Here is a 22,049-nt window from a genome sequence, read left to right as displayed (position 1 = left end):
ATGGAAACAATTACAATGCAATGGCTATTAATTATCGTATCGAGTTTAATACTATTTTTTATTTCGCCATTTGCAAAATCTACGAATCAATTTTTTAGAGCAACTAAAGTTAAAAAGTCTCCAAACACACTCGTGTTAACAGGGAGTCTTATAATTTCTTGGATTTTTGCCAAAAGCATTACCAATGCCGCAAACCTAGGGTTAGACTATGGTATTGTTGGTGGCGTAGCCTATGCCGGTTACTACTTATCTTTTGCAGTTGCTGGTTTAATAATTTATAAATTACGCACCAAAGGTGGTTTTACAAGCATCCACGAGTTCTTAACTACTAAGTTTGGAAAAGGCGCCATGGCCTTATTTTCTATACTAATAGCCATACGATTGTTTAACGAGGTTTGGAGTAACACCATGGTTATAGGCAGTTACTTTGGCGAAACAGGTAGCAAACCTTATTACTGGTCTATTATTTTATTCACAGTGTTAACTTTAGCTTACGCTATTAAAGGCGGGTTAAGCAGTTCTATTTTTACCGACATTATTCAAATGGGATTATTTTCAGTCCTATTAATTATTATTTTAAGTACTGTTTTTTCAGTAGATAATTTTGGAGCTCACGAAGTTATATCCTCAGGAACATGGAGCTTTGAACTTGGTTTAAACTTATTTTTTGCAGCCATAATTCAATCGTTTAGCTACCCGTTTCACGATCCGGTTCTAACCGACAGAGCATTTATTAGCACACCAAAAGTAACCCGAAAAAGTTTTCTACTTGCTAGTGTATTAGGTGCCATTTGTATTATCCTTTTTTCCTTTATTGGTATTTATGCGCAAACACAAGGTATAAAAGGACAAGCTGCTGTAGAGGTTGGAAAAGCTTTTGGCGTCGTTATTTTACTAGCTATTAATTTCATTATGATAACCTCGGCAGCATCAACCTTAGACTCTACCTTTTCGTCATTTTCAAAATTATTATCTGTCGATTTAAACCTAGGCAAAAATTTAACTTTTGGCAGAGCCTCAATGGTTGCCATTGCCATATTAGGTACGCTTCCTGTTTTTTTAAACGCCGAAATATTATCGGCCACAACAATTTCAGGAACAATGGTTATTGGTTTAACTCCCGTTTTTATGTTTTGGAATATTAAAGTTCCAAAAATCAGTTTTTATTTAAGTATCATTTGTGGAATAGTTTTTGGATTTGTTTTAGTGTTTAAACTATTTCCAGACGCACTCATTTTCACAAAAGGAAAATATGCCGATTTACTATGGGTAAATGTTTGGGGTATTTTAAGTTGTATCATTTTATATTTAGCACCCAAATGGATAAAAAAATAGAACATCTAGGACAGCTATCTGGCAAAACATTGCTATTTGGTGGCGTTTATAGCAACTTGCAAGCCTTAGAAGCTTTAAAGCAAGTGGCAGAAGCCGAAAACATTAGTCCAGAAAACTGTATTTGTACGGGAGATATTGTTGGTTACTGTGCCCAACCAGAAGAAACCGTGCAATTATTTAAAATTTGGAACCCTAGAAGTTTAGCTGGTAACGTAGAAATTCAATTAAGCGAAGGTGCCGAAGATTGCGGCTGCGATTTTAAAAAAGGCTCCAGGTGCGACGGGTTTTCACAGCAATGGTACCCATACGCTCAAAGCTTACTATCACAAAATTCTTTGGCTTTTTTAAAACAACTTCCAGACCACCTTACCTTTAATTACGCAGGTAAAAAAGTAATGGTTGTTCATGGCTCGTATTTTAACACCTCCGAGTTTATTTTTAAATCGACACCCTGGGAAACCAAGGCTTTAAATTTTAATTTAGACCAAAGCGATGTTATTATAGCTGGCCATTGCGGATTGCCATTTAACGATTTACAAAATAACAAACTATGGTTAAATCCTGGCGTTATTGGCATGCCTGCAAACGATGGTAATCAAACCGTTTGGTATGCTATTTTAGACGATTCAACTGGTAAACTAGAATACAAACACCATACACTAAACTATAATTACAGATTAACTAATACATTAATGCAAAACGGCTTGCTTCCTGAAGAATATGCTAGAACCATAGTAACGGGCATTTGGGATAATACCGAAATTTTACCAGCCGTAGAAAGTGGATTGCAAGGATTCGGAATAAATCTGTAATTTTATTAAATCTTTTAAGACTAAAAAACACATGAAAAACATCATTTTATTTTTAGTATTACTATGTAGCAGTCCATTATTTGCGCAAAAATCAATTGATAAGTTACTAGCAAAATACAATGTTAATAGCGTGCCCTATATCACACCTCAAGAACTAGCAATGCCTAAAACAGAAGTGGTTTTATTGGATTCTAGAGAATTAAAAGAATATAAAACCAGTCATTTAAAAAATGCTATTCATGTAGGGTACAATCACTTTAAAATACATAAAGTTGAAACACTAATACCAGATAAAAACGCAGAAATAGTCGTGTATTGCTCAGTTGGTATTCGATCAGAATCTATTGGAGATAGCCTTAAAAAAGCGGGATATTCTAATGTAAAAAATCTTTATGGTGGTATTTTCGAGTGGAAAAGCAACGACTTTCCTGTTTATAACGCCATTGAAAAGGAAACAGACAGCATTCATACCTTTAATAAAGTTTGGAGCAAATGGCTAAAAAAAGGCATAAAAGTTTATGAATAAAGAATTAGTAATTGTTTTTGTAAAAAACATAAAATTAGGCAAGGTAAAAACAAGACTTGCTAAAACTATTGGCAACCAAGGTGCTTTCGATGTATATACAGAGTTGGTTGGCGTAACCGAAAAAGCGACGCAAAAACTAAAGGCCGATAAACGCATTTATTTTTCCGAATCTATTGTAGAAAACCAATGGAATTCCCATCAAAAATTTGTTCAAGAAGGCGCAGATTTAGGCGAACGCATGAAAAACGCGTTTATAAAAGGCTTTCAAGATGGCTACAATCGTATTGTTTTAATTGGCTCAGATTTACCAGACATTACAGCAAACCATATCAACAAAGGACTCGAAGCCTTAACACTACACGACGTTGTTTTTGGACCCGCAGAAGATGGTGGCTATTATCTAGTTGGCCTATCCAAAGCACACAATTTTATTTTTAATAATAAACCGTGGAGCCAAACACATTTACTGCAAGAAACGTTAAACGAAATAAAGGAAAAACAAGTAACATTTACTACCTTAGATACTTTAAACGACATTGATAATTTTGAAGATTTAATAGCTTCAGAATTTTATCAAACTAACACAGAATTACAAGAAAAAATCAAACAACTACAAGGTTAAAAAAATGCTTTCAAATTAAGAAAACCAAGCAAATGCATAGGTTTTCGGTTTTTAAACATTTTATTTAAAAAATTAAACATGATGCAATTTATAGAAGAAACAGTAGAGTACTTAATAGATAAAGGATTCGATAAACCCGAAATAGGCATTATCTTAGGCACCGGTTTAGGAGAACTAATTAACGATGTCGAAATAATAAAAGAGGCAAGCTATAACCACATTCCAAATTTCCCAACAGCCACAGTCGAGTTTCACAAAGGGAAACTTATTTACGGTATTATGGGAGGTAAAAAAGTAATAGTTATGCAAGGGCGCTTTCACCTTTACGAAGGCTATTCGCTACAAGATGTCACCTACCCTGTTCGCGTTATGGAAAAACTAGGTATTCACACCTTATTAGTTTCAAATGCATCTGGCGCCATAAACCTTAACTTTAAAAAAGGCGAATTAATGCTTATTGACGACCATATAAACCTTCAAGGCAGCTCGCCACTTGCCTTTAAAGGCGTGGAACTTTTAGGTGAGCGTTTCGCGGATATGAGCGCGCCTTACAATGCCTCTATAAATACTAAATTCAAATCCATTGCAGCGCAACATGATATAACATTGCACGAAGGCGTATACGCTAGTGTTGTAGGACCTCAATTGGAAACCAGAGCCGAATATCGCATGTTAAAAATTATAGGTGCAGATGCTGTGGGTATGAGCACGGTTCCAGAAATTATAGTTGCCAATCATTTAAATTTAAAAGCAGCCGCGGTTTCTGTGTTAACAGACGAGTGCGATCCAGATAACCTAGCACCCGTAGATATTGCCGAAATTATAGCCATGGCCGAAAAAGCAGAACCTAATATGGTTACACTTTTTAAAGAATTAATAATTAGCTTATAACATTTGGGCGTTACCGCAAGGGTCGCGCTTTCCATTATATCTTTTATTGCCACTTATAAAAGCAAAAAAAGGATGCCACTACAATCGCTAACGCACCGTAGAACTAGTAAATATAATTAGTATTCAAATAAGGCCCTTTAGGTTTACAAAACCTGAAGGGTTCAAACTCCAAACCCATGGAAACCTATATAGAACTCATAAAAAAATCCTATTCTGGGTATTGGAACTACCTAAAATACGAATTATTAGACCTTAACCATTGGGATAATTATTTTTATGGACTAATTGTCATATCCATTGCCGTATGGTTACTGGAAATTATTTTCCCCTGGCGGAAAAACCAATCTATATTCAGGAAAGATTTTTGGTTAGATACCTTTTACATGTTTTTCAACTTCTTTCTTTTAAACCTTATTATATTAATTGCACTATCTAACACCGTTGCTCATTTTTTTAATTCGTTATTACAAAATATAGGTTTATCGCTAGAAAGCTTTCAACTTTTCGATGTCAATAATTTACCCAAATGGCTCGGTTTACTCGTATTCTTTATAGTTTCAGATTTTGTACAGTGGAATACGCATAGACTTTTACATAGATTCCCGTTTTTATGGAATTTCCATAAAGTACACCACTCTGTTAAAGAAATGGGGTTTGCTGCGCACCTAAGGTACCATTGGATGGAACCTGTTGTTTATAAATCCCTGCTTTACATCCCTATTGCTATTATTGGTAATTACAATGCTAACGATGTGGCAATCGTTTACTTTTTTGCCATTACCGTTGGGCATTTAAACCATGCCAATTTAGGGTGGGATTACGGCATTTTTAAATACATTTTTAATAACCCGAAAATGCATATCTGGCACCATGTAAAAACCTTACCCAATCATGTTAGGTTTGGTGTTAATTACGGACTAACCTTAAGTATTTGGGATTATTTATTTAAAACAAAATATATCCCACACAATGGAAAGGATATTGAACTTGGGTTTCCGGGCGACGAACATTTCCCAAAGGACTTTATAAAACAAGAACTTTACCCCATGTTCTCAAAAAAATCGGAATCTGATTCCGATGGTTAAAACACTCTAAATGAAATATCTATTTGTTATTACACTAGTTCTGCTGTTATTTTCTTGCGCTGGAACAAAAAATATTACCGAGCAGCCTATTGCAAAAACTCCGCCCATAGAAAAAACAGAGCAGGTGGTTACAGAACAAACCACACCTACTGATTCTGCCCCTGAAACACCTGCAACCAAAGCACCCGAACGCACAAATAACATAGAACACCAAACTCAGGAAGTAGCACCAAGCACACTTAATCATAACGATTGGGATAGTTTACTACAAAAACATGTTTCAGCTCAAGGAAACGTAAATTATAAAGGTTTTAAAACAGACAGAAAAGCCCTTACAACATACATTACAAAACTAGGTAACCATGTACCAGATAACTCTTGGTTAAAAGAAGAGAAATTAGCCTATTGGATTAATACTTACAATGCGTTAACGGTCGATTTAATTCTGCGTCATTACCCAATAAAAAGCATAAAGGACATAAAAAATCCTTGGGACCAACGGTTCTGGAAATTAGGAAATACATGGTATAATCTTAATGAGATTGAACATGATATTTTAAGAAAAATGGACGATCCTAGAATTCATTTCGCTATTGTATGTGCTTCTTTTTCGTGCCCTAAATTACAAAACGAAGCCTTTACGAGTCAAACCATAAACAATCAATTAAATGTGGCAACTAAAGCGTTTTTAAGTGATTCTACTCGTAATAACATTTCAGAAAATAGCATTAAAATATCAAAGATTTTTCAGTGGTTTTCAAAGGATTTTAAACAACATGGCAGTTTAATAGATTTTCTAAACAGGTATTCTGCTATTACCATTTTCGCGAAAGCGAAAAAAAGTTATAAAGATTATAATTGGGACTTAAATGAATAAAACTGAATCTAGTATTTTTTCGTAAGCATTACCATGATAAGCATTATTATTCCAACCTTAAACGAAGAAGCCCAAATTGGCAAATTACTAGAGCATTTACTAGCAAATTCATCAGCTACAATAACTAGAGAAATTATTATTGTTGATGGTGGCAGTAAAGATAATACAAAACGTATTGTTCAAGATTTCTCAAACTTCACGAAAACCTCAAACAAAAAGGCCTTTAATTATATTGACAACTCGGTTATAGACAAAAAAACCATAACCGACGAAAAAACAGAAACTTCCATCCTGCTTTTAAATTCTGAAAAAGGCAGAGCAAAACAAATGAATTTAGGTGCAAAAATGGCATCGGGAGATATTCTGTACTTTTTACATGCCGATTCGTTTCCTCCTAAAAATTTCGACCGACACATTTTAAATCAAGTAAAAAAAGGTAATGAAGCAGGCTGTTTTAGGATGCAATTCGATAGCTCGCATTGGTGGTTGCGTTTAGCTAGTTGGTTTACAAAATTTAATTGGCGAGCATGCAGAGGTGGCGACCAAAGCCAATTTATAACAAAATCGTTATTTAAGGCTATTGGACAATTTGATGAGAACTATTGTATTTACGAGGATAATATTTTAATAAATGAATTGTACGCCAGAAAACAATTTGTAGTGATAAATAAAAAACTTAAATCGTCAGCAAGAATGTATCGAAAACACGGCGTTTTGAAACTGCAATATTTCTATTGGAACATCTATTTAAAAAAATGGCTTGGTGCCAATGCCGATGAAATTTATAGCTATTATAAGAAAAACGTTGGTTAGTTTTTACTTATTTCTACCTTTTTCATTAGGATATAATCCTGGTAAGTTATCACTCTGAAAGACTTCTTTTGTATTCACATTAACAGCAGCTATTTTTCCGGTAAAGGCAGCACCTGTATCGATATTCCATACGTTTGCAGCGTTCATAGGCACATCGCAATCAAAATTAGTGGTAGGTGTATGCCCAATAAAAATCTCTTTATAATGTTTTAATCTATTTGGATAAATATTAGAGTCTTTATCAATACTTTTATCTAAGGTTAACGCCATTTCCCATAAGGTTCTATCAAAATACAAGGTGTTTTTAAAAACCTCTCTAGTTACGCCATGCATCGATGTAAATCCGGCATGTAAAAACAACCTGTTTTCATCATCTAAATGGTAAAGTGGCATGCTTTCAAACAACTCTAAATGTGCTTTCTTATCTGCATCAGAAAACCCCTGATAACTATCCATAGTTTCTTTTCCGCCATGAATATACCAGGTTTGATTTACCTCACCGCTTCGCAACCATTCTTCACACCAAACATCATGATTACCTTTTATAAAAATGCAATTTATTTTTTGAGAAAGCTCTATTAAAAACTGAATAACCTGTGCCGATTCGCTCCAGCCATCAACATAATCGCCAACAAAGATTAAAGTATCTTCATCCTTAACTTCAATTTTATTTAATACTTGAATTAAAGCTTTTAATCCACCATGAATATCTCCAATTGCAAAAATGCGCATACCCTTTTTTTTTAGCAAATTTAGTAGAATCCATTAAAACCTCTTAACTATTACATTAAATTTAGATTAAAAATGGAATTTCACAACTTTTTGCATGATTAGAGCAATGATATATACATGGACTTTAAGTATCTTTAGTGCAACTATTACAAACTAAAAAAACACGACAACATTGAAAATTAAAAAGGTACTTGTAGCAAATCGTGGCGAAATTGCGATTAGAATTTTTAGAGCTTGCACAGAAATTAATATAAAAACAGTTGGAATATACACTTTTGAAGACAGGTATTCCTTACATAGGTACAAGGCAGACGAATCTTACCAAATTGGTGAAGATAACGAACCTTTAAAACCCTATTTAAATATTGCTGCCCTTATAAAAGTAGCTTTAGCCAATAATGTTGATGCGATACATCCTGGTTATGGATTTCTATCGGAAAATGCAGATTTTGCTCAAGCTTGCGAGGATAATGGTATAATTTTTATTGGTCCTAAAGTATCTGTTTTAAAGTCTTTAGGCGATAAAATTACGGCTAAACAAGTCGCTGTAGATAATAACATTCCTATTATACAAAGTAACGTAGAGCCTTTATCAGATATTAAAGTTGCCATTTCGGAAGCTAAAAAAATTGGCTACCCTATTATGCTTAAAGCAGCTTCTGGTGGTGGTGGTCGTGGTATGCGAGTTATAAGAAAGGAAGAAGAATTAAAAGGCGCTTTTAATGAAAGTAAGCGTGAAGCCTTAAATGCTTTTGGCGACGATACCGTTTTTTTAGAGAAATTTGTTGAAAACCCTAAGCATATTGAAATTCAAATAGTTGCAGATAGCCATGGCAATATGGTGCATTTATTTGAGCGCGATTGCTCTGTGCAAAGACGTTACCAAAAAGTAATTGAATTTGCGCCATCTTTTGGACTAAGCCAAGACACTAAGCAACACTTATACGACTATGCTATTAAAATATGTAAAGCCGTAAATTATAATAATATTGGTACTGTTGAGTTTTTGGTAGATGACGATGATTCTATATACTTTATTGAAGTAAACCCGAGAGTGCAAGTGGAGCACACCGTTACAGAGGTTGTAACGAATATCGATTTAATAAAAACACAATTATATATTGCTGGTGGTTATAAATTGGCCGACGAGGAAATTAAAATTGCAAACCAAGACTCTATTTCAATGAGTGGTTTTGCGCTGCAATGCCGTATTACAACCGAAGACCCTCAAAACGATTTTAAACCCGATTATGGGACTGTTTCGGCTTACCGAAGTGCATCAGGATTTGGAATTCGACTAGATGCAGGTAGTATTTATCAAGGCGCTACAATTTCGCCATTTTTCGATTCTATGTTAGTTAAGGTTACCGCTCATGGCAGAACCCTTGATGGTGCGAGTAGAAAAATTCGTCGTGCTTTAGCAGAGTTTAGAATTAGAGGTGTAAAAACCAATATGCCTTTTCTTGATAATATTTTAAAACACAATACTTTTAGAGAAGGAAAGGTTACAGTAAACTTTATAAAATCTAATCCCGATTTATTTATTTTTAAAGCACCTAGAAATAGGGCTACAAAATTAATTACCTATTTAGGTGATGTTATTGTAAACGGAAATGCCGATGTTAAAAAGGTTGATCCTTCTAAAACATTTGTAAAACCTAAAGTACCAAAATTTGATCCCGATGCCCAATACCCTGAAGGCACTAAGGATTTACTAACAAAACTAGGCCCTGAAAAATTTTCGCAATGGTTATTAAATGAAAAGAAAGTTCATTTTACCGATACCACCATGCGCGATGCGCACCAAAGTTTATTGGCTACCAGAATGCGTACTTACGATATGCTAAAAGTTGCCGAAGGTTACGCAAAAAACCATCCCGATATATTTAGTATGGAAGTTTGGGGAGGCGCTACATTTGATGTTTGCTTACGTTTTTTACAAGAAAACCCTTGGGAAAGACTTCGTGCACTGCGTAAAGCCATGCCTAATGTATTATTACAAATGCTAATTCGAGGCTCAAACGGCGTAGGATACAAGGCATATTCCGATAATTTAATTGGTGAATTTGTTGAACAATCTTGGGAAAACGGTGTTGATGTGTTTAGAATTTTCGATTCCTTAAACTGGATGAAATCTCTTGGCCCTTGTATTGAGCATGTTAGAACACGAACTGATGGTTTAGCCGAAGGTTCTATATGCTATACTAACGATATTTTAAACCCCGAAAACACAAAGTACAACTTAAAATATTACGTAAACCTCGCTAAAGAAATTGAAGCTACAGGTGCCCATATTTTAGGTGTAAAAGATATGGCAGGTTTATTAAAACCTTATGCCGCTTACGAGCTTATTTCAGCTTTAAAAGCAGAGTTAAACATTCCAATTCATTTACATACACACGATACCTCATCCATTCAATCGGCAACCTACTTAAAAGCTATTGAGGCTGGTGTAGATGTGGTTGATGTGGCTCTTGGTGGTTTATCTGGATTAACATCGCAACCTAATTTTAATTCGGTTGTAGAGATGATGAAATTTCAAGATCGCGCTAGTAGTATTAATATCGATTCATTAAACGAATATTCAAATTACTGGGAAGCGGTTAGAGAGTATTATTATCCTTTTGAATCGGGCTTAAAATCTGGTTCTGGCGAGGTTTTTAAACATGAAATTCCTGGTGGACAATATTCCAACTTAAAACCACAAGCACGTGGCTTAGGACTGGAAGATCGTTTTCATGAAATTACAGCCATGTACAGCAAAGTAAATGCACTATTTGGAGATATTGTAAAGGTAACTCCAAGCTCTAAAGTGGTTGGAGATATGGCTCAATATTTAGTAAGTAATAATTTAACCGTTGAAGATGTTATAGAGCGCGGTGATAGTATTTCGTTCCCACAATCGGTAGTCGATTTCTTTAAAGGCGATTTAGGTCAGCCGGTTGGAGGATTCCCTAAAGCGTTACAAAAGCTTATTTTAAAAGACCAAGCACCATATACGGATAGACCGAATGCACATATTCCGCCTTTAGATATTGATGCAGAATATAAAGCGTTTAAAAAAATATTTGAACACGATTTAAGTAGAACCATCGATTTTACCGATTTCTTATCGTACCAATTGTATCCTAAAGTATTTACAGATGCCTTTAACAAGCATTTAAAGTATGATAACCTTATGAATTTACCAACGAAGAATTTCTTTTATGGCATGGAAGTAGGCGAGGAAATCATCATGGAATTGGATAAAGGTAAAACACTATTAGTGACTTTAGATTCTATTGGAAAACCGAATGCCGACGGTATGGTTACGGTTTATTTTAAAGTAAACGGACAAGGTAGAAGTGTAGAAATTAAAGATACGTCAATTAAGATTGATAAGGTTGAAAATGTAAAAGCTGATAAAACAGACGACAACCAAATAGGTGCGCCTTTACAAGGTATGTTATCTACAATTTTAGTAAAACGCGGTGAAAAGGTGGTAAAAAACCAACCGCTATTTATTATTGAAGCCATGAAAATGGAGACTACCATTACCGCTGCTACAGATGCTACAGTAAAGAAAATTGTTTTAAAAACAGGATTTATGGTTAATTCTGAAGATTTAGTTGTTGTTTTAGAATAACCAACAACAGCTTTATTTTATAAGTATTATTAGAGCTTGTTGAAAACAAATTCATGTTTTTAGCAAGCTCTAAAAATATTGTCCAATTCCAAACACAAAACCTTTGGTTGCATTTTTGGATATTCCATAACCGTAATCGATTCTAAAGATAGCGTTATATATTTTTTTATGCATAAACCGAAGCCCTAAACCTGGGTATACTTTTACATTTTCAGAATTAGTAAAATCGTTAACCTCTCCTCCTGGGTTTCGCCATGAACCAGCATCAACAAAAGCATTGCCTTGCAAAACAAACCAATCTTTTTCAAAAAGAGTTTGTCTGTATTCTGTATTTAAAACAATCACGCCCGTACCTCTATCTATAGTATTTCCAACACCACGAACATTCAAATTATTATCTACCGAAAACGGCGCAAATGGCGTCTCGTTATTAGTTGCTAAACCCATGCGCAATCTATTGGCCCAATTTCCTTTTTCCCCTACACGTTTAAACAAAAAGAAATCATTCCAACCTATAAAAAAATCGGTTAACATATCGTTTGTTGATGTAACATATTGGAAGTTAAACTGACTCTTAAAACCAGAAATATATTGGTAGCAATAATCTAAATTATTATACTCATAAATACCCTTTACCAGCCATTTATTTACATTTAACTCAGGTCTGTTGTTTACATTTTCGCCTTTAAACTTATAATCTTCAACAAAGTAATTAAAACCTAACTCTAGCCTATTTGTAAAGTTAAATTGATACAAACCTAAAGCCTCAATGGATTTATTTCTGTATTTGTAATTAGCCGTTTCATCTTGAAAAAACACCGGTTCTTGGGTTGTTAAGTCTTGAAGATTAACAGCAAGACCAGCTTTATTGGAAAACAAAAAAGGAGCCCTAAAATTCAACGCATAACTACTATAAATATCCTTTTGGTAAAACGCTCCAAATGCTATAGACCTACCTAACAGATTAAATTCGTAGAGTCCTAATCTATAGGCAAATTCATCATCGTTAGTGGTGTAAATATTAGCCGATGGAATGAGTGTGAAATTTTCTTCAATATTATAAAACACGTTATACTGATTGTCCTCCGCAGGAAAAACCTGAAAATATACGTGTGCCACAGAAGGCAGCCGCTTTAACCTAATAATATCCTGCTTTATAACTGCAGAATCTAATGCGGCACCTGCTTTTATTGTAGAAATACTTTTTATAAATGTTGTTTTTAGCCTTTTATTGCCCTGAACCTTTAAGTCTTGAACTAACAATTCTTGGGCATAAATGCCTAAGGAAACAAAACCAAGAATAATTAATAGGACTAATTGTTTTTTCATTCAGCAACAAACGATTTTTGAATAACCCAATTTACCCAATTATCTAGACTTACATCCATTAATGTGAAATTATAATTTTCATTGAAAATTAAATTCGGTGGGGTTTGTGTGGTTACATTCAAAACAACATTGCTTGTATTGTAGTATTGAAATTGATTCTCGTAGGTATACGTTCCGGATAGAAAATCACCATTAGCAGCAGAAACTACCTAAAAATATATAGCATTATCGCCTTCTGGATTATCGACCCAACTAAAATCAGGCATTCCAGATGTGCTTTGACTGATATTAACTTTATCATTCCAAACTGTAGGTTTCGATAATTGTTTTGTGCGAATGGGGTTAGATATTTTTATTTCATCGGCTAACTCAAAAGTGATTATAATCCATTTTTCTGTTGCAGAACTTTGCGTAAAACGTCTTAGATGCCCATTAAATATGGGTTCGCTTTCTACGTTATTTAAAGTATAGTTTTTAAAATCGTTTGGATCGACATCAACACCTAAAGTTTCATAAAACCTCACATTAGAAGCTCCCGATTCTGCATAATAAAAGGTTAGAATATCTCCATTAACCTCATCGCTTGCCGCACAAGCAATAACAGCACCTAGTTCAACTGTACGGCCTTGAATATACGTTGCTAAGGTTTGTATATCGTCGTCGTTATCTCTAGCGCAAGACACTAAAACCCATAGACATATTGCAATGTATTTTAATTTACTCATAAGATTTATAGTGTTTACGAATTAAGGCTTCTACCGGCTTGTTTTGCGGTGTAAACCTTGAATCGCTTTCACCTCCAGATTTTTCATGATCATGAAACCATTTCCAAATAAAACCGCCAGCAAACCAATCTTCTTTCCAAAAAGTGTCAAATAAAGCTTGTGTGGTGTTGGTTTGAGCATCAAAATTAACTTGAGTCATGCTTCTATCACTCACCCAAGGTTCTTTTCCGGTGTAATCAACACTTCTATAACCATATTCCGTAAACAAAATAGGTTTTTTATGTTCTTGATGTACTTTTAAAATATCACCTTTATGTTTTTCCCAACCCAATAAACATTCGGCTATGGTTGGCGTTTTGCTTTCGCTTACCGGAAAATAGGCATCGACACCTATAAAATCTAATTCGCTCCAAAAAGGTGTTCGTTTAAACTCATCCCAATTTGCAGCATAGGTTAATTTACCTTTATAAATAGCTTTTACATCTTTTATAAGTTTAAACCAATAATCTGGTCTGTTACTTATAAAGCCTTCTAATTCGGTCCCTATGCAAAATATTTCAACATTCATTTTTGCCGCTAAGTCGGCATATTCTAAAATAAACTTTGAGTAAGAATCCTCGAGGGTTTTCCAATCGGCTTCGTTAGTCATTTTAATATAACCGGTAAATTGCCCATGCCCTACCCAAATTTGAGGTTTCAACATAATTTTAATATGCTGTTTATTTAATTCGGTAATATACTGTGCTGCACCTTCTTTTCTTTCGCCATACCATTGTCTTTCTCCATTAAATTTCACTTCTGGCAAACTTAAATCTCTAATAAAACCAAAAGGCATTACAGCCGCATAATTGGCATTTAAATTAACCACAGGATATGTATGACTTTGATCTATAGGTTGTCTAGAAGACACAAAACTCACACCATTAATTTTATTGGTCTGAGTTTTGCAAGATTGTATTGCTAAAATTGATAAAAGAAATAAGAGTTTAAATGGCTTCATATAAAATATTAAACTTCTAATTTAATATTATTCTTATAACAAAGCTCTTAAACCAATACTAAAAGTTTGCCCTAAACCTTGAAAATTATTTCCACGCACAAATTTCCCGTATGACGCTTCAATATTTAAAACATTTGTTAATTGATATTTTCCTCCAAACCCTAATTGCGTGTAATTTTGCTCAAAATTATTACCTAAATCGATAAGAAAAGCTTGTTGAGCGTTAACAAATAAAGTTGACTTGCTAGATGGAAAGTAACTTAAAAAAGCACTTAAGGGTAAAAACATGCTATTATTTGCAAAACGCTCATTAGGATTCTCCGTTAAAGGATCTGCATCGGTTTGACTCTCGCCAAAATTAAAACCAAAATCGGCTTCTGTAAATATTTGCCAATCGCCACCTCCAAACGTTTTATCATAGAAAAATTTAGTTTCCCAAAACGTACTTCTTTTATCTAAATATGCTGGTACCGCTTCATCTTTAAAAATAGGCAAATACAAAGAACTTGTAAAAGAAAAATTAGGAATACTAGCAAACGGTTGCACTCTTATAGATGGTGCTATTGTTGTTAAGCCGCTTCGAGAATCTATGCCGTTGTTCTCAAAATCGAATACACTAAGTGCGCTTTGACCTCCAAAATTATTTGCTCTTACTTGAAAAACAAAGCCTACGTTTATTCTTGAATTGTTACTTACACCTGTATAAATTTCAGTTGTATTAGTAAAAAAATTTTGTCTATCAATACTAAAAGATTCGCCTGTTCCAGCACCTGTTTGTTTCGTTTGTGTGTATAAACTATTAAAAAACTTAATATCCCATTGCCCTTTTCTTAGTAATTTTGAAGGTGTAAACTCTTGTACATTACTTCTTTTTGAGGTATCTTCTTCTTGAGAATATCCATTATACGTAATTGCGATAAGTACTAATACTGCTAATGCTTTTTTCATGATGTGTTTTAGTTTTTCGGTTCCACGCCAATGGAAACTTATGTGTTTTGGGTTAGTTATTATTTTGTTATTGTTTGTTTAGGTTCCAATTATATGGGAAATAGCTCAATTTAAATTTACTATCTAATTTTTCTGTGCGGAATGTGTTTATAAAATCTATTTCACGCTTACCGTTCCTTGTAAAATCTTCCTTATACCACTCCATAATTTGAGATGCTTGTACTCGATTTTTCTTAGTATTCACTCTTAAAAAAGATCCGTTTAATGCTATTTTAGTCTGTTCTTCCAACTGAGCATTTAAAGTAGTTGGCAAATACGCTTTACTAATTAAAGGCGGACAACCAACAGCACCACAAACTAATACAAAATGAAAACGAGCATCTTTAAAATTACCACGTAATAGCTTATGTTCTATGTCGTTTAAAGTAATTTGTTTGCCTCCTAAACTGTAGGTTGTAGCGTCAAAAAAACCTTTGTTATCTAATGGGGAATTTGTTGGATAATTGTTTACTATGCCTTTTATTACAGATAGGTTATAGGCATTAATCCAAAAGGCTTGAAAGTTATTAGCATCAGCTTTTGATACGGTTATTCCTTCGGCTATTTTTAAAATACTATTAAGTTCATTTTGGTTAGCATGAATTTTTGAATATGCCACTTTTCCGTTAGCCACATTTTCTTTAAAAAAAGCATCTGCTTTATTAAAAAAAGAATTTAAATCTTGAGAGAAACCTTCAAAAGCCATTAAAACCAGAAGCGCTATAATTATTTGTTTTTTCATTTTTGTAAATTTTGAATTTTGCAAAGTAACTGCCATTGGGTCGCAGGAATTTCTAGATAATTACAATACGCTTAAAAAAAATAATATTTTACGATAGTTGAAATCCTTACAAAACACCAACAATTTAAACTTGTTCTAAATTAAACCCTTCTGTTAAGTTATTACCTTTAGCTTCGACAGAACTATCATTATCTTTTGAATTTACATTTAAGCACATCAAGTTTTTATTCTAAAAAGTCTCATAGATAATACTAACAAATCAACCCAATTACTAAAACATGGAAGAACACATTGTTATTATAGGAAACGGAATTTCTGGAGTAACTGCCGCTCGACATATTAGAAAACTATCAGACAAAAGGATTACCATAGTATCGGCAGAAACCGAATATTTCTTCTCTAGAACTGCACTTATGTATATTTACATGGGACACATGAAATTTGAACACACCCAACCCTACGAGAATTGGTTCTGGGAGAAAAACAGAATTGAACTTAAAAAAGGATACGTTAACAATATAGATACTACTGCAAAAACACTTCATTTTGCAGAAGGTGATGCTTTAAATTACGATAAACTTATTATTGCCACAGGCAGTAAACCAAATAAGTTTGGTTGGCCAGGTCAAGATCTAGAAGGTGTTATGGGCATGTACCATAAGCAAGATTTAGAAAATCTTGAAAAGCATGCACCTAATAACGATGTTTGTAAACGCGCCGTAATAGTTGGTGGTGGTTTAATTGGAATTGAGTTGGCCGAAATGCTAAACTCTAGAAATATTCCGGTTACCTTTTTGGTGCGAGAAGACAGCTTCTGGAATGGCGTTTTACCGAGTGGAGAAAGCCAAATGATTAACAGACATATAAAAAATCATCATATAGATTTACGCCTTGCTACTAATTTAAAAGAAATTAAGGCTGATGAAAACGGAAAAGTAAAATCTATAATCATTGAAGAAACCGGCGAAGAAATTGAATGTAATGTGGTAGGCTTAACGGCCGGAGTAACGCCGAATATCAATTTTTTAAAAGATTCAACTATTGAAGTTGGAAGAGGTGTAAAAGTAAACCCGTATTTAGAAACCAACATTAAAGATATTTACGCTATTGGCGATTGCGCCGAACAACATGAAGGTATAAATGGTCGTCGTAGCATTGAAGCCGTTTGGTACACAGGCCGTATGATGGGCGAAACCTTAGCACAAACTATTTGCGGAAACAAAATACAATACAACCCTGGGCATTGGTTTAACTCTGCTAAATTTTTAGACATAGAATACCAAACCTATGGTTGGGTTTATAGTGAACGTAGTTGTCCAGATTATGAAAAACATTTCCATTGGAAACATGAGGACGATACCAAATGCATAACAGTAGCTTACCATAAAACAACAAAAGCATTTTTAGGTATTAATACCTTTGGAATTAGAATGCGCCATGAAACTTTTGATACATGGCTAACAGAAAAACGCGATGTCGATTATGTTATAAATCATCTTCCTGAGGCTAATTTCGATCCCGAATTTTATAGTCATTACGAAGCCGATATACTTTCAACCTACAACAAACAATTGCAAATAGCCTAACCATGAGTAATAAAATAAATAATAGTATGTCTTTAGCAAAACCAGATGCTTTAGATATTTCAACGAAACAAAAAGTCGCATTAGCCATTGGCTTTATCGGCCTTTTTATAATGGCATTAGCGCTGTTAAACACTAATTTTCCAAACGAAGGTTTGTTCTTAACATTGTCATTAGGCATGATTTCTTTAGGTGTTATAATCTACTCCAGAGAAGCCTATTTAACCAAGTTAGAAGGCATAAAAAATGATGGTGTTTGGTTTAAATCTATATCTTCCCATGGCGCTTGGGGTTATGTTTTAGGCGTTGTACTTACCACATTTTATATAGTGCTTTATTTTTTTCCTCAATATTTAGGTTTAGGAAAAGATGGTGCAGAAAACACAGGATTAGTGCACCTATTCGACCCACTAAGTAAATTATTAAGCGGCAGACCTGCAAGCCAATGGTTTGTTTACGGTACACTTTACACCATAGCTATTTTAGCCTTTGGATATAAATTTATACTTAAATACCGCCATAACCGCTACCAACAAATACGTACAGGATCGGTAATGTTTTTCCAATTAGGTTTTGCCTTTTTAATTCCGGAATTCATGTACGTTATGAATAACGATTTACCATATTACGATCTTAAAAGTGTATGGCCACTTAACTATTACATTTTTGATGAATGGTCTGTAAACGGATTCCTTTCCAACGGAAATATTGGTTTAGCGTTAATAGTTTTCGGTATCCTTTCAACCTTTATTATTACTCCTATATTAACTTACAAATATGGTAAACGCTGGTATTGCTCTTGGGTTTGTGGTTGTGGCGGATTAGCAGAAACTGCTGGCGATTCTTTTAGACAATTATCTTCTAAAAAAATGTCTGCTTGGAAGCTAGAACGTTGGTTAATACATACCGTTTTAGTATTTTCTGTAGTAATGACGGTTGCCATGGTTTACACCTATTTAGGCTACGATAAAAACGATTTTTGGTTAACACGTGGGCTTTTCATCTCGTTAGTTATTGGTTTTTTAACTTTAGTTTTCGCTGGTGTTATGTTCTTTAAAAGCAAGGAGCTAGGTAAAGATGCTAAATATGGCGCTATTGGCTTTTTTAGCGTTATTGCGCTATTATTAATCATGCATTTTACAGGTACTACAGAGCACGTTTTCTTTATAAAAGGCTCTGCACTTAGGTCGGCATATGGCCTTTATATAGGTTCTATATTTTCTGGTGTTATTGGTACCGGCTTCTACCCTATTTTAGGTAACCGTTCTTGGTGTCGTTTTGGATGTCCAATGGCAGCTATTTTAGGATTCCAACAGCGTTTATTTTCTAAATTTAGAATTACTACCAATGGTGGTCAATGCATTTCTTGTGGTAACTGCTCTAACAGTTGCGAAATGGGAATTGATGTGCGTCATTATGCTCAAAAAGGCGAAAACATAGTACGATCTAGTTGTGTTGGCTGCGGCATTTGTTCTGCAGTTTGCCCAAGAGGTGTTTTAAAACTTGAAAATGATAGTATGGACGGCCGTATTAATCCGACTGAAATATTATTAGGAAACGATGTAGATTTAATGGATTTAGTAAATAAGAAATAAGTTTTCAGCATCAGTCGCAGAGTACAGCATAAAACGAAGATATATAATATCTAAAAAGTGCCATGTGTATCTGTATAAACCTCAGCGATTCTTTTTGAATTAGCTAATAACAAGAAATGAAAAAGGTAATTATTATTATAATAGTGTTTATTAGTTTTAACGCTTTCGCGGAAAAAATATACAAACGAACCTATTTCGAAAACGGCACAATTAAAGCTGAAGGTTGGCTAGAAAACAATCAAAAAACAGCCTTTTGGAAATTCTATTTTGATAACGGTAGTTTAAAAAAGGAAGGCCACTTTTCAGAAGACAAAGAAATTAAATACTGGAAGTTCTATACCAAATTTGGCACTATCGAAAAAGAAGGGCATTTTACAAACGGAAAAAAAACTAATTGGTGGTTGTTTTATGACTCCCGCGAAAAAATAAACCATAAATGCCAATTAAAGGACAATCAAAAAAACGGATTTTGTCTTATGTATAAAAACGAAAAGCTTATTTCGGCGTCAAAATATAAAGCAGGAAAAAAAATAAAAGAATGGACTACCTTTGCATCCTTTAAAAAAGACAATAAACTTAGCGATCTTAAATGACCCAAATAAAAGTTATTATTCCTGCTTATAACGAAGCAGATTCTATAGCACACGTAATTAACGACATTCCAAAATCCGTTAGCGAGGTTATTGTGGTGAGTAACAACTCTACCGACAATACAGAAACCAACGCAAAAAATGCAGGTGCAACCGTTTTAAAAGAACCTAACAAAGGTTATGGCTATGCCTGCTTAAAAGGCATGCAACATATTGCCAACCAAACCATAAAACCAGATATTGTTGTTTTTCTAGATGGCGATTATAGCGATTACCCAGAAGAGCTTACAAAAATAGTAGCACCCATTATTAATGATGATATCGATTTTGTAATTGGAGCACGCACAAAACAACTAAGAGACAAAGGGTCTATGACAGGACCACAAATTTTTGGTAACTGGCTAGCTACCAATTTAATGAAGTTGTTTTTTGGTGCTAAGTTTTCAGATTTAGGACCATTTAGAGCTATAAAATACAATAAATTACTAGCGCTAAACATGGAAGACAAAACCTATGGATGGACTGTAGAAATGCAACTCAAAGCACTTAAGCAAAAACTTACATACACTGAAATACCCGTAAATTACCGCAATAGAATAGGTGTCTCAAAAGTTTCAGGTACGGTAAAAGGTGCTATATTTGCAGGCATAAAAATCTTAGGTTGGATTTTTAAATATAGTTTTAAATAATGATATTAGAAACCGTAATTATAGTCATATACACCATTTCGCTTTTGCTTATTTTCATGTATGCATTGGCACAACTCAACCTACTATTTAACTACCTGTCTTCAAAGAAAGCAAAAGATAATTCACCTAAATTCGATTTTTCAAACCCAGACGAAATTCCATACATTACCATTCAACTTCCGGTCTATAACGAAATGTATGTTATGGAACGTTTGCTCGATAATATTGCAAAAATAGATTACCCAAAAAACAAGTTAGAAATTCAAGTTCTAGACGATTCCACAGACGAAACCGTAGAAACTACTCTAAAACAAATTCAAAAACTTCAAGCCCAAGGCTTAGATATAAAACAAATAACGAGAACAGACCGTAAAGGCTTTAAGGCCGGTGCATTAAAAGAAGGTTTAAAAATCGCAAAAGGCAGTATTATTGCTATTTTCGATTCCGATTTTTTACCAGAAGCAGACTGGTTAAAACGCACCGTACCCTATTTTAAAGACGAAGCCGTTGGTGTTGTACAAACCCGTTGGGGACACATAAACCGCAACTATTCTATACTAACAAGAATTCAAGCCTTCGCGCTCGATGCCCACTTTACACTAGAGCAAGTTGGCCGAAACAGTAAAGGTCATTTTATAAATTTTAATGGTACCGCAGGACTTTGGCGTAAAGCCTGTATTATCGATGCCGGAAATTGGGAAGGCGATACGCTAACCGAAGATTTAGACCTTAGCTACCGCGCACAACTTAAAAACTGGAAATTCAAGTATTTAGAACACGTAGAAACACCTGCCGAACTTCCTATAGTAATTAGCGCAGCGCGTTCACAACAATTCAGATGGAATAAAGGCGGTGCCGAAAACTTCCAAAAAATGCTTGGTCGTGTTGTAAAAAGCAAAAACATTTCAGCTAAAACCAAAGTACACGGTTTGCTGCATTTATTAAACAGCACCATGTTTTTAAACGTACTTATAGTTGGTGTTTTAAGCATCCCAATGCTTTATATAAAAAACGAATATGCCCATTTACGCCCGTATTTTTACGTTATGAGTTTCTTTGTAATGAGCACCATAATATTTTTTGTGTGTTACTGGTTTATGTACAAAAACATATATGGCGGCGGCTTTAAAAACTTTATCCGCTACATAGGTATGTTTTTTGTATTTTTCTCAATAGCCATGGGCTTTTCGTTACATAACTCCATTGCTGTTTTAGAAGGCCATTGGGGTAAAAAATCAGAATTTGTGCGTACACCAAAATTCAACATAAGTAAGTACAAAGACAACTGGAAAAACAACAAATACATTAAACGAAACATATCTGTAAACGTTATTTTCGAGGGACTACTCATGTGTTATTTTGGTTTTGGTATGTATAGCGCCTTTATAGTTGGCAACCAAGGTGGCGATTTTGGTCTCTTCCCATTTCACTTTATGTTATGCGTAGGCTTTGGCTATGTATTTTTTAAATCGTTGGCATCCAAAGTTTAAT

Annotated in this window: 20 protein-coding genes; 14 read left to right on the top strand and 6 right to left on the bottom strand. The window is 34.4% G+C overall.

Translation table 11 applies throughout. From position 1 onward, the window contains the following. The 8 genes from HNQ90_RS04365 to HNQ90_RS04330 all read left to right on the top strand — a co-directional run bounded on the left by HNQ90_RS04365 (position 1) and on the right by HNQ90_RS04330 (position 6,961). On the top strand, positions 1-1,335 hold the full coding sequence (locus HNQ90_RS04365) for a sodium:solute symporter family transporter (protein WP_144115432.1): 1,335 nt from the start codon (positions 1-3) through the stop codon (positions 1,333-1,335). Further along, positions 1,320-2,147 carry a metallophosphoesterase family protein gene (locus HNQ90_RS04360; RefSeq protein WP_144115431.1) on the top strand — a complete coding sequence of 276 codons (828 nt, stop codon included), beginning with the start codon at positions 1,320-1,322 and terminating at the stop codon, positions 2,145-2,147. The genes HNQ90_RS04365 and HNQ90_RS04360 overlap by 16 nt, the downstream gene beginning before the upstream one ends. 31 nt (positions 2,148-2,178) lie before the next feature. Next, a complete protein-coding gene (locus HNQ90_RS04355) occupies positions 2,179-2,673 on the top strand; it encodes a rhodanese-like domain-containing protein (protein ID WP_144115430.1) in 495 nt (164 codons plus the stop codon). After that, on the top strand, positions 2,666-3,295 hold the full coding sequence (locus HNQ90_RS04350; RefSeq protein ID WP_144115429.1) for a TIGR04282 family arsenosugar biosynthesis glycosyltransferase: 630 nt from the start codon (positions 2,666-2,668) through the stop codon (positions 3,293-3,295). Before HNQ90_RS04355 ends, HNQ90_RS04350 begins: the two co-directional genes overlap by 8 nt. A 78-nt stretch (positions 3,296-3,373) precedes the next feature. After that, positions 3,374-4,186, top strand: a complete 813-nt coding sequence (locus HNQ90_RS04345) for a purine-nucleoside phosphorylase (protein WP_144115428.1) — start codon at positions 3,374-3,376, stop codon at positions 4,184-4,186. Positions 4,187-4,362: 176 nt separating this feature from the next. Beyond that, a complete protein-coding gene (locus HNQ90_RS04340) occupies positions 4,363-5,271 on the top strand; it encodes a sterol desaturase family protein (RefSeq protein ID WP_144115427.1) in 909 nt (302 codons plus the stop codon). 10 nt (positions 5,272-5,281) lie between these two features. After that, entirely contained in the window at positions 5,282-6,148 is an 867-nt protein-coding gene (locus HNQ90_RS04335) for a DUF547 domain-containing protein (protein ID WP_144115426.1), read from the top strand. A gap of 33 nt (positions 6,149-6,181) precedes the next feature. Next, positions 6,182-6,961, top strand: a complete 780-nt coding sequence (locus tag HNQ90_RS04330; RefSeq protein ID WP_144115425.1) for a TIGR04283 family arsenosugar biosynthesis glycosyltransferase — start codon at positions 6,182-6,184, stop codon at positions 6,959-6,961. 3 nt (positions 6,962-6,964) lie between these two features. On the opposite strand, the gene HNQ90_RS04325 is transcribed toward HNQ90_RS04330, so the two are convergent. Next, positions 6,965-7,693 (bottom strand): metallophosphoesterase family protein, encoded by a 729-nt coding sequence (locus HNQ90_RS04325; RefSeq protein WP_144115424.1) that lies wholly within the window; start codon positions 7,691-7,693, stop codon positions 6,965-6,967. A 172-nt stretch (positions 7,694-7,865) separates the two neighbouring features. On the opposite strand from HNQ90_RS04325, the gene HNQ90_RS04320 reads away from it, so the two are divergent. Further along, a complete protein-coding gene (locus tag HNQ90_RS04320) occupies positions 7,866-11,318 on the top strand; it encodes a pyruvate carboxylase (protein ID WP_144115423.1) in 3,453 nt (1,150 codons plus the stop codon). 69 nt (positions 11,319-11,387) lie between these two features. Here the strand turns inward: HNQ90_RS04320 and HNQ90_RS04315 are convergent, their stop codons facing one another. The 5 genes from HNQ90_RS04315 to HNQ90_RS04295 all read right to left on the bottom strand — a co-directional run bounded on the left by HNQ90_RS04315 (position 11,388) and on the right by HNQ90_RS04295 (position 16,101). Next, positions 11,388-12,647, bottom strand: coding sequence for a BamA/TamA family outer membrane protein (locus tag HNQ90_RS04315; RefSeq protein ID WP_144115422.1), 1,260 nt, complete (start codon positions 12,645-12,647; stop codon positions 11,388-11,390). A gap of 209 nt (positions 12,648-12,856) precedes the next feature. Then, complete coding sequence (locus HNQ90_RS04310; protein ID WP_144115421.1) at positions 12,857-13,372, bottom strand: hypothetical protein; 516 nt, start codon at positions 13,370-13,372, stop codon at positions 12,857-12,859. Continuing rightward, the gene (locus HNQ90_RS04305) at positions 13,365-14,372 is read right to left on the bottom strand and encodes a glycoside hydrolase family 113 (RefSeq protein WP_144115420.1); all 1,008 of its coding nucleotides are present in this window, start codon (positions 14,370-14,372) and stop codon (positions 13,365-13,367) included. The genes HNQ90_RS04310 and HNQ90_RS04305 overlap by 8 nt, the downstream gene beginning before the upstream one ends. A 33-nt stretch (positions 14,373-14,405) precedes the next feature. Then, the gene (locus tag HNQ90_RS04300) at positions 14,406-15,320 is read right to left on the bottom strand and encodes a hypothetical protein (protein ID WP_144115419.1); all 915 of its coding nucleotides are present in this window, start codon (positions 15,318-15,320) and stop codon (positions 14,406-14,408) included. Positions 15,321-15,387: 67 nt separating this feature from the next. After that, entirely contained in the window at positions 15,388-16,101 is a 714-nt protein-coding gene (locus HNQ90_RS04295; protein ID WP_172625819.1) for a DUF547 domain-containing protein, read from the bottom strand. A 278-nt stretch (positions 16,102-16,379) separates the two neighbouring features. Here HNQ90_RS04295 and HNQ90_RS04290 point away from each other — a divergent pair, with 278 nt between their 5' ends. The 5 genes from HNQ90_RS04290 (at position 16,380) to HNQ90_RS04270 (ending at position 22,048) form a co-directional block, all read left to right on the top strand. Next, a complete protein-coding gene (locus HNQ90_RS04290) occupies positions 16,380-17,687 on the top strand; it encodes an NAD(P)/FAD-dependent oxidoreductase (RefSeq protein ID WP_144115418.1) in 1,308 nt (435 codons plus the stop codon). Between the two features lie 2 nt (positions 17,688-17,689). Beyond that, positions 17,690-19,279 (top strand): 4Fe-4S binding protein, encoded by a 1,590-nt coding sequence (locus HNQ90_RS04285; RefSeq protein ID WP_144115417.1) that lies wholly within the window; start codon positions 17,690-17,692, stop codon positions 19,277-19,279. A 116-nt stretch (positions 19,280-19,395) separates the two neighbouring features. Beyond that, positions 19,396-19,872, top strand: a complete 477-nt coding sequence (locus tag HNQ90_RS04280) for a toxin-antitoxin system YwqK family antitoxin (RefSeq protein WP_144115416.1) — start codon at positions 19,396-19,398, stop codon at positions 19,870-19,872. Then, complete coding sequence (locus tag HNQ90_RS04275; protein WP_144115415.1) at positions 19,869-20,558, top strand: glycosyltransferase family 2 protein; 690 nt, start codon at positions 19,869-19,871, stop codon at positions 20,556-20,558. Before HNQ90_RS04280 ends, HNQ90_RS04275 begins: the two co-directional genes overlap by 4 nt. Next, complete coding sequence (locus tag HNQ90_RS04270; RefSeq protein ID WP_144115414.1) at positions 20,558-22,048, top strand: cellulose synthase family protein; 1,491 nt, start codon at positions 20,558-20,560, stop codon at positions 22,046-22,048. The genes HNQ90_RS04275 and HNQ90_RS04270 overlap by 1 nt, the downstream gene beginning before the upstream one ends. The last annotated feature ends 1 nt before the right edge of the window (position 22,049 follow it).

It is taken from the genome of Algibacter amylolyticus (assembly GCF_014202225.1).
GTDB lineage: Bacteria > Bacteroidota > Bacteroidia > Flavobacteriales > Flavobacteriaceae > Algibacter_B > Algibacter_B amylolyticus.
The sequence above is the reverse complement of the archived record's forward strand: the minus strand, read 5'-3'. Positions and strand labels throughout refer to the sequence as shown.

Coding starts and splice junctions, on each gene's coding strand:
- HNQ90_RS04365 (WP_144115432.1), top strand. CDS start 1: ATGGAAACAATTACAATGCAATGGCTATTAATTATCGTATCGAGTTTA.
- HNQ90_RS04360 (WP_144115431.1), top strand. CDS start 1,320: ATGGATAAAAAAATAGAACATCTAGGACAGCTATCTGGCAAAACATTG.
- HNQ90_RS04355 (WP_144115430.1), top strand. CDS start 2,179: ATGAAAAACATCATTTTATTTTTAGTATTACTATGTAGCAGTCCATTA.
- HNQ90_RS04350 (WP_144115429.1), top strand. CDS start 2,666: ATGAATAAAGAATTAGTAATTGTTTTTGTAAAAAACATAAAATTAGGC.
- HNQ90_RS04345 (WP_144115428.1), top strand. CDS start 3,374: ATGATGCAATTTATAGAAGAAACAGTAGAGTACTTAATAGATAAAGGA.
- HNQ90_RS04340 (WP_144115427.1), top strand. CDS start 4,363: ATGGAAACCTATATAGAACTCATAAAAAAATCCTATTCTGGGTATTGG.
- HNQ90_RS04335 (WP_144115426.1), top strand. CDS start 5,282: ATGAAATATCTATTTGTTATTACACTAGTTCTGCTGTTATTTTCTTGC.
- HNQ90_RS04330 (WP_144115425.1), top strand. CDS start 6,182: ATGATAAGCATTATTATTCCAACCTTAAACGAAGAAGCCCAAATTGGC.
- HNQ90_RS04325 (WP_144115424.1), bottom strand. CDS start 7,693: ATGCGCATTTTTGCAATTGGAGATATTCATGGTGGATTAAAAGCTTTA.
- HNQ90_RS04315 (WP_144115422.1), bottom strand. CDS start 12,647: ATGAAAAAACAATTAGTCCTATTAATTATTCTTGGTTTTGTTTCCTTA.
- HNQ90_RS04310 (WP_144115421.1), bottom strand. CDS start 13,372: ATGAGTAAATTAAAATACATTGCAATATGTCTATGGGTTTTAGTGTCT.
- HNQ90_RS04305 (WP_144115420.1), bottom strand. CDS start 14,372: ATGAAGCCATTTAAACTCTTATTTCTTTTATCAATTTTAGCAATACAA.
- HNQ90_RS04300 (WP_144115419.1), bottom strand. CDS start 15,320: ATGAAAAAAGCATTAGCAGTATTAGTACTTATCGCAATTACGTATAAT.
- HNQ90_RS04295 (WP_172625819.1), bottom strand. CDS start 16,101: ATGAAAAAACAAATAATTATAGCGCTTCTGGTTTTAATGGCTTTTGAA.
- HNQ90_RS04290 (WP_144115418.1), top strand. CDS start 16,380: ATGGAAGAACACATTGTTATTATAGGAAACGGAATTTCTGGAGTAACT.
- HNQ90_RS04285 (WP_144115417.1), top strand. CDS start 17,690: ATGAGTAATAAAATAAATAATAGTATGTCTTTAGCAAAACCAGATGCT.
- HNQ90_RS04280 (WP_144115416.1), top strand. CDS start 19,396: ATGAAAAAGGTAATTATTATTATAATAGTGTTTATTAGTTTTAACGCT.
- HNQ90_RS04275 (WP_144115415.1), top strand. CDS start 19,869: ATGACCCAAATAAAAGTTATTATTCCTGCTTATAACGAAGCAGATTCT.
- HNQ90_RS04270 (WP_144115414.1), top strand. CDS start 20,558: ATGATATTAGAAACCGTAATTATAGTCATATACACCATTTCGCTTTTG.